This window comes from Lachnospiraceae bacterium JLR.KK002 (assembly GCA_036941025.1).
Classification (GTDB): domain Bacteria; phylum Bacillota; class Clostridia; order Lachnospirales; family Lachnospiraceae; genus Petralouisia.
The window spans coordinates 3,815,669-3,829,276 of sequence record JAYMNP010000001.1; the positions used below are offsets into that span (position 1 = coordinate 3,815,669).

Annotated in this window: 9 protein-coding genes; 5 read left to right on the top strand and 4 right to left on the bottom strand. The window is 38.0% G+C overall.

Going from position 1 to position 13,608, the window contains the following annotated elements:
- Window positions 1-407: 407 nt before the first annotated feature.
- The 4 genes from VSQ32_18585 to VSQ32_18600 all read left to right on the top strand — a co-directional run bounded on the left by VSQ32_18585 (window position 408) and on the right by VSQ32_18600 (window position 3,484).
- Complete coding sequence (locus tag VSQ32_18585) at window positions 408-503, top strand: putative holin-like toxin (GenBank protein ID MEH2944797.1); 96 nt, start codon at window positions 408-410, stop codon at window positions 501-503.
- Window positions 504-676: 173 nt separating this feature from the next.
- Complete coding sequence (locus VSQ32_18590) at window positions 677-979, top strand: hypothetical protein (GenBank protein ID MEH2944798.1); 303 nt, start codon at window positions 677-679, stop codon at window positions 977-979.
- A gap of 655 nt (window positions 980-1,634) precedes the next feature.
- Window positions 1,635-2,579: a helix-turn-helix transcriptional regulator gene (locus VSQ32_18595; protein MEH2944799.1), complete on the top strand. Its 945-nt coding sequence runs from the start codon at window positions 1,635-1,637 to the stop codon at window positions 2,577-2,579.
- 137 nt (window positions 2,580-2,716) lie between these two features.
- The gene (locus tag VSQ32_18600; protein ID MEH2944800.1) at window positions 2,717-3,484 is read left to right on the top strand and encodes a tetratricopeptide repeat protein; all 768 of its coding nucleotides are present in this window, start codon (window positions 2,717-2,719) and stop codon (window positions 3,482-3,484) included.
- Between the two features lie 2 nt (window positions 3,485-3,486).
- Here the strand turns inward: VSQ32_18600 and VSQ32_18605 are convergent, their stop codons facing one another.
- Window positions 3,487-3,633: a hypothetical protein gene (locus tag VSQ32_18605; protein ID MEH2944801.1), complete on the bottom strand. Its 147-nt coding sequence runs from the start codon at window positions 3,631-3,633 to the stop codon at window positions 3,487-3,489.
- A gap of 523 nt (window positions 3,634-4,156) precedes the next feature.
- On the opposite strand from VSQ32_18605, the gene VSQ32_18610 reads away from it, so the two are divergent.
- Window positions 4,157-6,832 (top strand): pyridoxal-dependent decarboxylase, encoded by a 2,676-nt coding sequence (locus VSQ32_18610; GenBank protein MEH2944802.1) that lies wholly within the window; start codon window positions 4,157-4,159, stop codon window positions 6,830-6,832.
- A 58-nt stretch (window positions 6,833-6,890) separates the two neighbouring features.
- On the opposite strand, the gene VSQ32_18615 is transcribed toward VSQ32_18610, so the two are convergent.
- The 3 genes from VSQ32_18615 to VSQ32_18625 all read right to left on the bottom strand — a co-directional run bounded on the left by VSQ32_18615 (window position 6,891) and on the right by VSQ32_18625 (window position 13,598).
- Window positions 6,891-11,105, bottom strand: coding sequence for an SIR2 family protein (locus VSQ32_18615; protein MEH2944803.1), 4,215 nt, complete (start codon window positions 11,103-11,105; stop codon window positions 6,891-6,893).
- Window positions 11,106-11,379: 274 nt separating this feature from the next.
- Complete coding sequence (locus VSQ32_18620; GenBank protein MEH2944804.1) at window positions 11,380-12,303, bottom strand: tyrosine-type recombinase/integrase; 924 nt, start codon at window positions 12,301-12,303, stop codon at window positions 11,380-11,382.
- Window positions 12,304-12,659: 356 nt separating this feature from the next.
- Window positions 12,660-13,598 carry a PHP domain-containing protein gene (locus tag VSQ32_18625; protein ID MEH2944805.1) on the bottom strand — a complete coding sequence of 313 codons (939 nt, stop codon included), beginning with the start codon at window positions 13,596-13,598 and terminating at the stop codon, window positions 12,660-12,662.
- Window positions 13,599-13,608: the final 10 nt, after the last annotated feature.

The window sequence follows — 13,608 nt, forward strand, 5'->3', positions numbered from 1 at the left end:
ACGGCGGCCGGAACGCCATAAGCTGCACCGCAGCAGCCTATTTGCAGCAAAGGTTATCTATGGGGACTGCAGCGGCTTACGGTCGGAAAGTCTGGCACAGCAACAGCAGGCATCGTAAGTACATCTGGCGCTGCAACCAGAAATCCAGTCCTTTTTTCGTTATCGTCTTCGCTAAAAATTTCGATGTCAGCATCCTTAGTAAAATCCGTGTTTAGTGAACTGTGGAAAATGAAAGCTGGGAACCGGGAAGTTGTGTTTGCAATCAATGCCAGGATATGGTATATTCGGTACAGGAGTAATCGTGTTACAGGGTGGACAGCCTCCCGCCTTTCTGAAATGGCATTCGCCATTGTGTCATTCGGCACGAATCCCTTCATGGGAAATACGGAAAGAGGGAGGTGGTGGATATGAGTACATATGAAGTATTAAGCCTGCTTATTTTAGGCGGTACTTTTCTCGTATCACTGCTTGCCTACATAGATAGGAATAACAAGCGCAAATAAAAATAAGCCTACCTTGTTTCTTGGCCGAATCAGGTAGGCTTATTGCTTTACCCGGAGGCTAACCACTTTGTGGGCGGTTGCTCCTTTTGATGTCTCTACTATAGCACACAGGGCGGGTTATTGCAAGGATTTTGTTCCGGTATGTTATGATTGTGCCGGAGGTGGTTACAGTTATGGACATTAGAGAACAGATTATACAGAAAGTCATGGAGACACTGGAAGGCCAGGTGGAGCCGGAGACAGCGGATCTTGTACAGGATGTGCTGGTTCTGGAACTGAACCGGTATGAGGTACAGGAGCGGTGTACAGATGTGTCGGTGTCTGATAGCAGCGCGGAACGTATGCTGAAAAAGTTCTTTACAACAAGGCGGATAGAAACGAGAACAGATACGGAAGAAGCACTATTTTTGGAAAAACCGGGATACGGTGGTATTATTTTCATTCACGATAGAGAATGTCAGGAAAAATTAAAATAGCGAATTTCTGTATGTAAGATAAATGGGATAAGGTAGATGATAATATGGAAGTTTGCAGTTAAATGTGAGCTTCTTATTTTTGTGAAAAAACAGGCGTTTACAAAGATAAAAACACAACGTAAAGAAATCAGGGTGGGTAATGTCTGGTTTATAAGGTTTTAGAAGCGTTTTCTGCTTATGTGATTAAAAATGCTCTCTATTACGTAACGGGAATAATTAACAGCTATCTGTATCAAATTTTAAGGGAAGTTTTATTGAATTTCCGGGTGATAGCAGGCAGGGTGTATGTCTGAAAGATTGAGAAAAAAGTAAAAAAGGTTATGGGTATGCTGAAGCATGGTGTGAAATTTACTTCAACGCAGCCCAATGTGACAGGCATATTAGAAAATGTGTTCCTGTTCACTGTTTTTCTCTTTCTGTGAAAGAATCCATGCTGCCAGGGTACGCCATATGGGTATTTCAGAAAGATGGGAGGTTGCCTGTACTGTAAAGAAATAACAGATAAAATGTGATATGTATGAAAAATTCTGTTATCTGAAAAATTCTATAGGCAATTCATGCATTTTTTCAACAAAGTGAAATGGATATGGTATAATATGCACTGGGAGGGGAACTTCCTGTCACATGAAATTTACAAAAGAGTAAGGAGTATGAAATGAATAAGTACAAATTAGGGGAGTTTATCCGGTACTATCGAAAGAAGCAGAAAGTATCGCAGGCGGATTTGTGCAGAAATTTATGTTCTGTGGCAACCATGTCCAGAATTGAAAACGGGGAGACAGATACACCTGTGATGATGGCGCAGACGTTGCTGGAACGATTGGGACTGAATGTGAACAAATTTGAATTGTTGCTGGACAGAGATGATTCCAGGTATTTCCGGCGTCGTGATGAAGTGGACGAAGCGCTCTGGAAAAGGGATATTCCACTGGCTGAAAAAGAACTGGCCGCTTACGAAGCAATGGTGGAGGAAGACAAATTACATCAACAGTACATAAAGTTGCAAAAGGCTAAAATCCTGCTGTTAAAAGCAGAAAATGCAGAGCCTTCTCCGGAACCGGTGGAGAAAGAAAACCTTTACAATCGGGCGGAACAGCTTTTGGCGGAAGCGGCAGAATATACGATTCCAAAGAGCAGCAGTGAGGGAGAAGAACTCCTGCTCAGTAAAATTGAAATCGAAATTTTGCTTACAAAAGTCCGAAAATATCAGAAGGAAAATCTGCTTCGTGTACACAATTATATGAAAAAGCATTATTCCATGGAGCTGATGGAAGAAATTTATCCCATGGTGCAACTGGAACTTGCCAAAATTCTGATAGAAGAGAAAAAGTATCAGGAAGCTCTGCGGGAAATAGAAGATGGCCTGGAAGTGACAGGTAACGGCAGAAGTTACTGCTATTGTGCAGATTTGCATTTCCTGTATGCACAGGTATTACCCAAACTGAATGCGGAAATGGAAGAACAGATACAGGAAGAATGCGTGAGTCAATGTTTGCAGGCATATTATCTGTATGATTTTGATGAAGATAAACGAGCAGGGGAAGTAGTAAAATATTTGCGGGAGGTATTACAATGGGAGTGTATCGAGCAGGAGATGTAATTCGGCGAAACAGACAGGCTTTGCATATGACACAGGAAGAACTGTGCGAGGGTATCTGCAATGCTCAGACTCTTTCACGAATTGAAAATGGAAAACAGAATCCGGGAAAAGAAGTCTACAAACGCTTAATGGAACGCATGGGGAAAGAGAAAAACCGGGCTTTTGCCATGGTCTCCGGAGATGACGTCCGGGTGCTGGAATATGCCAGAGAGTATGAAAATGCGTTGCATAAATTTGAATATGAGAAGGCGGATGAGGTGTTACACCTGTTGGAAGGTATGGTTGATGATAGTCCGGTTAGCAGGCAGTATCTCTTGCGAGGAAGGGCAGTAATCGACTGGAATTTGAAACGCATTACACCAGGAGAAGGAAGAAAGAAATTAAAGGAAGCACTTGCAATAACTGTTGAGAATGCAGAAGAACAAAATTTCAGTACATATCCTTTAATGGAAAATGAAATATCTATTTTATACAGTATTGCTGATACATATTTTTATGAGTCGAAGATTGAGAAAGCAATTTTTTTATTAGAGAGTGTTTATGAAGGCATTAATAGCGGTTATCGGATACCTGAGAAACGAAAATTAACAGAAGTTCTTATACTGACAAATCTTTCAAATATGTATGGAGAATTAGGAAAATATAAAAAAGCAATTGAATTGGCAGAGCGGGGAATTGCAATTTGTAAAGAGGAAAAAGTCTCCAGTGCTTTACCGCAACTTTTGGCAGAAATGGAGTGGAATATGGAACAGTTGTTGGATTTGGATGAAAGTGTAAAATTTGCCAGAGAGGACTGTGAAAAAATTTTAAGGCAGGCCTGTTATCTGGCATCTGCCTTAAAACAAAATCATAATTTTGAACTTATAAAAAGTCATTATAAGGAATATTTTGGGATGATTTTATAAAATTATTTTTCTTTCATTGTATCTAAATAAGAATAAGTGGAAACAGAACCGGAATCAGATGGGAAAAATTCGAAAAACGGTGAAATTACAGTTGCCATCAGGCAGGTAGTAGCCATAAGTAAAGCGATTGTTTTCTTAAAATGTTTCATTGTGGGAAAATCCTCCTTCATATTTTTTAGTCAGAATAGCATAACGGGGAAAAGAATACCATGTCGTATTTTGAAAAGTTTTATGTGACAAAATTTTTCAGAATACGACATGGTTTTTTTGGAAAATTCTGCTATATTATAGTAACATATACCCATCCAATCACTATTCTGCAAAAATCAGGGAAAAGTCTTTAGACTTAAAATTTTTGAAAAGTATAATGAGTGGAGTAGTTAAGATATAGATACTCCGGGAGTTTTGGAGTGTCAGAGGGATTAGGAACGGTGGTTGGGTGGGTTATGGATAATTTGGAGCATCCGTCAGTTTGGTGAAATAAGAAGGGTATGGATAATTGATAGTTATCCGTTGGTTTAGATGGATTTGTATTGAAGGGATAATGAATAGTTATTGGCTGCTGACAAATAGACAAAAATTACTCACTGTCGCAGATACAGGATATAGCTAGATTAACCTATATAATAATATCATATAGCGTTGAAATAAGAATGGTGGTAGGTGATTTAAATGTTTCAGGAACAATATGAAGTGCTGCTTGTTTTTTCCCAGATATCGGAGTTTAACACAGATTTAATTAATATTATAGACTCTGAGAAGTCTTCTTGCCTTAAATTTACATACATGGTGGATCCTACCCGAAAAGAGTTAGAATTACTGTTACAGCAAAATAACTATCTATGCATTATTCCTTGCTCTCAATACACCTTAAAGAAAAAATGCGGTCACAAATATAAACTTAATGATTACATAATTTCCCAACTATTGCAAAATCTTGAGTTGGAATTTTGGGGGTGTACCTATATTTCTTCGTTAATATTACATGAAAAAGCCATCTGCTCACAGATGTCGCTTGGTATGCCGAAACCGCAGTTTATTTCGAGATTCCATAATAAATCTGTATGTGACATATTAAAAAATAAAAAAATGAAAGTTCCTATCGTATTGGAACCTGTTTATGCAAACAACTGTCTTTCAAAAGAGAAATATACGGCAGTTTCTATAAGCGAAGCAGATTCCATGATATCTCAACTTTTTGATAATGATTCCGATATCGAAGAAATTTGTTTATATGGAAGTATCGGCTCTGCGGAAAAAATCGTAATAACCATACTAGGTAATCCGCCTTTAGCTTTATCTTTTGTATGTGAAGCTGATACAGATTTTACCGAGGTAAAAGCAGTCCAGAATCAGGATAAATATACGAGACTTCTTTCAAATTCTTATCAACTGTTTCGTGAGTATAACTTTAGAGACTTTGGACAATTTATATATTCTTATGATAAGGAAAATGAAACATATTATTTGGTTGCGGTTAACTATGAAAATTGCCTGAATCATACAGTATTTACAGCATTTCAACAACTTTATGCAGTAAATAGTATAACTAACATATTAAACATTATATTGATTGTATATTTATCGAGGTTAGAACCGACAGATACGGTTGTTGAATTTATAAAAAAACTTTCTGCGCATTTGCCGGAAAAAATAACAGAAAGTATTATTCCATTTATGGTTCAACAGAAAATTGATTCAGCTTATAGTTATAAAAAAATCTGTAATGAATTAAAAGGCAGGTTTTTATCTGCTGATGAAGGAAATCGTAATGAATTTATAAAGTATATCAATGGTTGCATGAAAAAATTGCCTGATATCCATAATCCCAACGAAGTGTATCTTGGTAATGCGGATAGAGAATATTCATTTCTTCAAAACTATGAAGCACTCCCTGACTGCCCGCAAAATGCTCAGAAAGTGCTTGATATTTCCATGCAGATACTGAATGGGCAAATGCGTTGGCATGCCCCATCCATGCTTTATAATGTGAATCCTCCGGTCATGTTTAATACAGTAGCTGCTACTACAGTAGCTAAATTATACAATCCGAATGCAATAACTTCGAGAACTTGTTCTGGTTTTGGTGAGATGGAAAAACAAATTGTCAGACAGTTGTCCGGATTGCTAGGATGGGATGCAAAAGAATCAGCCGGTGTTTTTACGCCGGGAGGAAAATATTGCCTTACTTATGCGGTAAGGTGCGGACTTAATAGAGTAGATTTTCCAACACAGGAACGCCCTGTCGTCATAACATCAGAAGTCAATCATTATTCCATAGAATCGGTATGTGAACACTTTGGATTGGGAGGAAGATGTATCAGAGTACCCGTTACACACGAAGGGATTATTGATTTTGAAGTCTTTAGACAAATATTAGTCAAATGCTTTACAAAAAGAATACCCATTGCATGCATAATATTTTCAGGTGGCAATACTACCCATTGCAATGTAGAAAAAATAAAAGAGGGACACGATATATTATATGCATTACTGGAAAAGTTTAATGTAAATTACATTCCGTACATATACTTTGATATGGTAATATGCTGGCCTTGGTTATTTTTTAAGTATTATGATTTTGATAAAAACAAGCTGGATATTCCGGTTGCTGTATTATCTAAGACGGCAGTTATACTAGAAAGAATTTTATTTGCCCACCTCGCAGATGGAGCAGGCATAGATTTTCATAAAGGAGGTTTTTCTCCTTATACATGCAGTATTTTCTTATCCAGGAAGGCAGATGAATTATATGCAATCTCTGATAAGACGGTCAAAAACAACCAACATACTCCTATAGAGCCAAATCGCTATACACTTGGCAATTCAAGAGGCACTTCTGATATTTTGTCTGCATGGAATATTTTGCAGAGTGTCGGAATTGAGGGATTTCAAGCTTATGTGGCTAATATGCTTATTGTGGCAAATGTTTTGGCGGATGCTTTGCCTACTTACGGTTTTACGATTTTGGAGAAAAATAATACATATGGTTTTGCAACAATCATATGGGCCGCCCGTCCCCAGGAAAAGTTAACTTTTCAAAAATTCAAAGAATCAAGTGAGGAAACCGTTGCAGCTAACAATGAATATTTATATGCATTGTCCGAATACTGGATTACAAATAAAGAATGCAGTTATTATACACGCTTTCTTCCCAATTATACAACGATACCAGACAATAGAAAAGCAGCGGTCATTTCACTTCTTCCAATGACATTAAATATTGATGAAGACAAAGCCAGAAAGATCGCTGCTAAACTGGGAGCATTAAAAAAGAGCTTTGACCAGAAATATTTATCCGGAATGCGGTTTACAACCAAAGAAATGCCGGAAAGCGTCGAGAAATAATTGCAATCCCAAAATGCTGGTAAAGGCAGCACATAAACGGCCTTTACCAGTCAAGAATTTATTTTTGAAAATGCGTATTTGGGAATTTTTGCTTCAGAAAATAACAGTCTTCCAGAAAAATATTGTTGTCGGTCAGAGCATTTTTTTCATAATAATCAATTGCCATATCCAACTGCTTAATGCCCAGTTTACACCACTTTTCTGTATCCTTTACATGATTCTTTATTCTTCTATAGGCAAACTGACTGTAAAAACATCTGCACTTTGCTTCCTTATTTTTTATCTGCAGTTTCATAGCATTGTCCAAAGCCTCTTTTATGTAATTTTCCGCTACATCCATTCGGTTCATATACTCATAATAATAGGCTTTGGAGAGATTGGAATCTGTTTCAAAGGGTGTGCTGATATTACTGAATATCGAATCAAGTTCGTTCATCATTTGTTCGCATTCATCGATTCCTTTCGGCTCTATAGAAAAAGAATAACTGATATAAGTGTTTATTTTTTCCGGTAAAACACCGCTATATGTAAAAATGGCATTTGCTTTCAGCAGCAATTCGATAGATTTATTGTATAGTGATAGAGCTTCCTCAAATAATTCCTTAATATCGTCTAATGTATCATCAGATAACGCTTCTTTTTCAACAAAACCATATTGAAGCTTATGGTACATCAGCTTATTCAAAACATTCGCTTTTTGCTCATAAATCCTGGCTAAAACATACGGGTCACTTATTTCACTTTCATGTGACAGAAGAATATCATACAGCTCAAGCGTACGAGCTGTCTGTCCGCTATGATTGAAAGCCCTTCCCAGTTCAATCCCTAAATCTAATTTTGTCTTTAAATCGTTGCTGTTTTGATATATTTCAAAATCCTTTTCAAGACAATGAATACATTGTTTACTATATCCCTGTTCCATTAATATCACAGCATGATGGATATCAATTTTCATTAATAGTGTGCGATTGCTTTTTCCCAACAACCTACGGGCTTCTTCGGCATAATCCAGTGCGCTTTTATAATGATTAGAGAAATATTCTAATTTTGATTGAAAGAAATAAATATATGCCTGCGCTTCCTTTGACATGATGATATTATTTGGTGCTTTTTGCAATTCTTCAACTATTCTCTTGATATCATATGTAACAGCAGAGTAATCCTGCAGGCTCTGCTCGATTCCCCAAATGATAGCAGATACTGTTTTTTTACTTCCTTCAATATCGTCAGGACTGAGAAGGTAAGATAAAGAATGTTTTAAATTTTCTGAATAGGATAACACCTCTGTCAGAATTTTAGGAATCAGATTAATATGCTCCATAAATAAGCCGTTTACTAAATCCTTTAATTCTTTTAATCTGCCTCTCTTTTCCATTCCCAAAAGATATTGCAAAATACCACTCTGGTAAATAACATTTCTGCTGCTTAAATCAAAAATTTCATCAAAGAAAGGCAATCCTGTATGCTCATTTTCTTCAATATACCGTTTAAAAAAGAATTCTTCAATTTTATCATGCTGAAACTTTATTCTATCCGGATTTGAATCATCTTTTATCAGAATATTAACGTCAATCAGATTGTCGATAATCTGATAAAAACGGTTGTGATATTCCATATCCAGTACATTCAAAATCTTAAATCGGGTAATTTGAATACTGGAATTTCTATAATGAATCAGTAAATCAAAATAAGCATAAATTATTTTCTGGGCTAAAAAGGCATCTGCCAGATCAAGACGTTCCATCATCGCACTTGAAAATAAATCGTATATTGTGCCACTGTTTTTGATGATTTCCATACCTTTATATGTGTTTAAAGCCTCAGCCGCAATGGCAATAAAAAACGGGGTAACATTCTCATTGATAAGATTGTTCCTATTCCAGAAGGCAGATCTGCTGGACATATGCAATTGTTTTAGAACATCAGCAGATATGTATTCATCTAACAGACTTTGCCTATCTTCGCTGGAAAGCTTTGATACGATATAGCTGGCATCCTCATGTTTAAGAATGGCATCATTCGTGTAAAAACATAATGGATTTATCGCTAATGTTGTGGCGGATTTATATTTATAATATGCTTGTTCCCTACAGGTGATTATCAGTTTAATGCCTGTGTAATGATTATGATAAATTTTGTCTGCCAATTCCAACATCTTACAATAGTGACTCTGTTGGATTTTAACAGTATCGCTAACTTCATTCAAACCGTCAAATATAAGCAAAAGCAGTCTTTCTCGCATCACCATGAAATGATTGATGTGCTTTAAAACCATATCTTCATTTTCGTTTGTAATATCCAGATTAAGAAATAAGGAAAGCCCCTGCCTGTTGACAGTATTATTTTTAGGCGAAATAATGATAGGAATAATGTTAACCGCTTTATTGCGGATATAACTTTGGAGAGAGTTTGTCTTTCCACATCCGCTGGAGCCTGCTACAAACATACCGACTTTGTCAGAATTTAAAAAGGTCGGAATATCTTTATCAAGCTGCAAATTAACGTGATTATCCTGTCCGTATATGGTTTTCAGTCTAAGAAAATTTGTTTGACTAATTTCACTTTGTTTTTCCAATATTTTGAAGAAATAAATATCATTATTCTGTTCATCCTCTCCTTCTTCATCAATTTCCAGATTGATATGAATCCATTTTGATTTAAAGGATACGTATTTTTTCCCGTTTGTTGCATTAATATCTTTTAATATATGAACATCTGGCAATGCTTTTAGATAGAATTGATATAATGCATCAACCTCTTCACTTTTTATTACCCCAAGATCAATATTAATGGCATTTTGAATAAGGCTCATCCGGTCATATTTTCCACTTAAAAATTGTCTGGCTTTGTATTGACTGTCAATCCGTCTGTCATCAACTGTATTTACAGGCAATAGTAAAGCAAGGAATGAAACAACCCGCAATAATTCATTGAATTCTTTAAGTGGTATGTCATATGTTTTTAGAACTAATTTGTTTGGCATGTTAAAATCAACAACATTTTCAATATCAAATTCGGAACACACTATTTTTTCAACAGCCAGCCAGAAAGCATCATTAATGATATTCTGATTGTTTTTCTTGTTAAACTCTGTTTTTATATCCACAATAAAATCTTGAGGTAATATACCATTTCCTGTTGTTCTAACTAGGATTTCTGTGGAAATGCCTAGGATAAGAGCATCTAATTCATTATTTGGTATATGAAGCAGATTCGAGGGAAGGTTTTTGCTGTTAAAGAAATAAAGGTATGAATAAAGGTGCTCATCATAATTCTTTGTGTAAGCCGGATTTTCCAGATTCCACGACAGCCGCTTTTGGATGTCAGCAGATATCTCCAGTATGTCCAGAAAGGTTTCATAAACTCTTGAGTAAATACGCAGCATTTCAACAATCGAGGTATCTTTCCAGATATCATTCAAATGAAATTCTTTTGATTTAATGATTGCACTATATGACGGATACATCAGAAAATCATTGAGTTTTTTAGTGAGTTCATTAAAATCTCCAAATTCCTTTCCATGTAAATAGTTTCCTGTTGAAGACCTCCTTTCCATAAAATTCTGGATACTTTGAGTCGTAAACATATCAAGGTAATCAAGTTGTGTAATGTCAATCCAGTAAACGGCATATTCATTCTTTGTGCTCAAAGCGTTCATCAAACCAATATCTTGACCGCGATATCCAATAAAAATCAGAGGACCTGCTGTTTTTTCTGCAATATCTTTTTGGAGCGGCATTGGCAGCTGAACTAATTCATGTGGTGCAAATCGAAATTTCCCTTCCTCTAAATCCCCATGCACTTTGAGCAGATTAAAAAGAGGAGCATCACCAATTATATGATACTCTCCATCGCCCACACGTTTTTGATAGGAAAGTCCTTTAAATGTTTCTTCTAAAAGCATATCAAAATTAGTTGTTATGACATTATGAATATAACCATGTTCAATTAAGGAACGTAAACATAAATGTCCTTCCGTTGGCGTTAGCTCTCCTAATTTCTTTTTTAAAAGACATTTCTGCTCTTTTGGAGCCTTTCCCTGCCAAACTATATTAATAAATTTTTGATATAAATCTTCCCAGCCGATATTGTCGATATTATTAACTCCATGTTCTAAAAGGCATTGTTTCATGATTCCACATGTTGAAATATCCCGTTTTGTTGCGCTAAGTGAACATCCCGCACCTAAAATAATTGTACTGTTTCCAACGTGTTTTGCTTCTCTCAAAGCATATCCCAAGCGCAAAAAAACACTTTCTAAATTATTCTGCATCTTAAGCCCCTCCTGACCAAAATCATTGCAGATTATTTTGATGTCAGTAATATAGGTTAATCTAGCTATATCCTGTATCTGCGACAGTGAGTAATTTTTGTCTATTTGTCAGCAGCCAATAACTATTCATTATCCCTTCAATACAAATCCATCTAAACCAACGGATAACTATCAATTATCCATCATTCATTTCTCTTTCTCCCCTGCCCAAACCACGCCGCCCCATCCTTAGATGAAGCGGCGCAAGTACAAAAACACCTGTTATATTTTCTGATTAAGACACACAAAAATCCTTTCGTGGATGTTTCCTGGTCAGAATATCCCGTTGCTTGGACATTGCCACGTGGGTATAGATTTCCGTAATGTTGATGGAGCTGTGCCCCAGCATTTCCTGAATGTAGCGGATATCCACATCGGATTCCAGCAGGCAGGTGGCAAAGGTATGGCGGAACATATGGGGCGTAATATGTTGCTCAATGGAGGCCAGGGCGGCATATTTGTTGATAATTCGCCGGACAGACTGGTCTGACAGGGGCTGATGGCAGTGGTTGATGAAAAAGCAGCCGCAGGCGGTAATTTCCTGCTGGTATTCCTGCTGATATTCCTGCAGAATGCGGAGCACATCTTCATTGCCAATCTGGATTCTGCGTTCCTTTGAGCCTTTTCCGTAGATAAGGATGGTTTTATCATCCAAATCCACGTCCGATACTTTCAGGGCGCAAAGCTCGGAAATCCGCATACCGGTGGCAAAAAGGAGTTCTATGACTGCAATATCCCGCAGAACATTGTGTTGCTGGTAAGGCGTTCTGGCAGCAGCGCGCTGCCGGTACATGGTGGACAGAAGGAGTTCCATGGTATGGAGGGGGATAGTTTTGGGCAGGATAACAGGCTCACGGAATTTTACCTGAATTTTATTGAAAGGGTTGAGGGAGATAAGGTCTTTATATTCCAGATAGTGGAAGAAAGCCTTTAAAGAAGCAATTTTCCGTTTGACGGTTTTGGACTTATAGATGGTATGGAGCGGAGCGATATAGGATTCCAGCAGTTCCGGGCTGATATCCGTAAGCCGGGCAGGGGAGATAGCAGAGGAAAACTGATTCAAATCAATGCGGTATGCTTTGAGGGTTTTGGAATCCAGACGCTTCTGGGACTGGCAGAATTCCAGATAAGTTTTGATTGTTGTCTGTAAATGGCTCATGACAATTTCTCCTTTGTATGTGTGATATGAAAAGTGTTTTGAATATTGGAACTCAGAGAATTATAAAATTCTGATAATGATTAAATTTTCCAATTATCTGAATATGTTACCTGAAAGAACGGAATCTGGCAAGAAGGGGAAGCAGGGCAGGGACAGGAAGTCGGAAAAATGAGTGAGAAAGGCAGGACAGAAAGCAGGAAAAATGGGCGAGAAAGGCGGGACAGAAAAAGACAGGGCTGTCGCAAAACAGACGCTATATACAGGATATGGGATTCAGACCAGATAGTCTTATCATATATTGTATATAGGCTGCATATTGCAACAGCCCCGTCAGGGGATGTGCAGGAATCAGGCAGCTACTCTACCAGACGTCTCAGGGCGTCATATTTCATGAAATCCTCCATGGTAATGCCGCAGTCGCCGATTTCCCGCGGATTCTTTACGCCCTTTTTCCCGTCGGCATGGTAATCGGATCCGCCGGAAATGATAAGGCCCTGACCGGTATAGAGCTGTTCTACTTCGGCTTTGATTTCTGCTGCGGTCATGGTGCCGCTGTAGCTGGTCTTATCGTAGGTGTAGGAGGCTTCGATTCCGTCCAGTCCTGCGTCTGTGAGAATCCGGATAAATTCTTTTCGGGTAAGCTCCTTTCCCTGATAAGTGACTGGCTCGGAAATCAGATAGGGGTGGGCCAGAATAACGATACCACCCATGCTGTGGACTGCCTGGATAACAGAAACGGAATCCGGCTTCTCACGTTTGATAACGATTTCCCTGGAGTTTTTTACAAAAAGTTTTGCGTCCTGCCAGTTTTCAAAATACCCTTTTCGCACCATCAGCTCGAAAATCATTTTTTTCTGCACCAGATGATCCGGAATGGAATGTCCGTTGTTGTTCAGGACTTCCTGCCAGCTCATGGGCATTCCCTTTTCACTGAGGGCCCGAATCAGTTTCCGGTAGCTGTCCACCTTGCTTTTTACAGTGAAAGTGTCCAAATCGGAAAAATAAGGATTCTCCCAGTCGCAGTTAAAGCAGACCAGATGAACGTCGTCGATGTAAGTTTCACAGGAGATTTCGATACCTTTGATAAGCTGAATGCCCTGTTCCCTGGCGTAGGAAAGGATATCCTTTTCGCCCTGTTCCGTATCCACCACAGCCGGGGGAATCACATCATGGTCTGTGATGGCAACAATCTTAACGCCTCGTTCGGCAGCATGGCGGATGAATTCTGCCGGGCTGTCATTTCCGTCGGAACGGTTGGTATGTCCATGTAAATCACACTCAAAGTTTGCTTTCATAATTATTCCC

Bases quoted from the DNA above. Each gene is read 5' to 3' on its own strand.
- VSQ32_18585 (MEH2944797.1), top strand. From the start codon at position 408: ATGAGTACATATGAAGTATTAAGCCTGCTTATTTTAGGCGGTACTTTT.
- VSQ32_18590 (MEH2944798.1), top strand. From the start codon at position 677: ATGGACATTAGAGAACAGATTATACAGAAAGTCATGGAGACACTGGAA.
- VSQ32_18595 (MEH2944799.1), top strand. From the start codon at position 1,635: ATGAATAAGTACAAATTAGGGGAGTTTATCCGGTACTATCGAAAGAAG.
- VSQ32_18600 (MEH2944800.1), top strand. From the start codon at position 2,717: ATGGGGAAAGAGAAAAACCGGGCTTTTGCCATGGTCTCCGGAGATGAC.
- VSQ32_18605 (MEH2944801.1), bottom strand. From the start codon at position 3,633: ATGAAACATTTTAAGAAAACAATCGCTTTACTTATGGCTACTACCTGC.
- VSQ32_18610 (MEH2944802.1), top strand. From the start codon at position 4,157: ATGTTTCAGGAACAATATGAAGTGCTGCTTGTTTTTTCCCAGATATCG.
- VSQ32_18615 (MEH2944803.1), bottom strand. From the start codon at position 11,105: ATGCAGAATAATTTAGAAAGTGTTTTTTTGCGCTTGGGATATGCTTTG.
- VSQ32_18620 (MEH2944804.1), bottom strand. From the start codon at position 12,303: ATGAGCCATTTACAGACAACAATCAAAACTTATCTGGAATTCTGCCAG.
- VSQ32_18625 (MEH2944805.1), bottom strand. From the start codon at position 13,598: ATGAAAGCAAACTTTGAGTGTGATTTACATGGACATACCAACCGTTCC.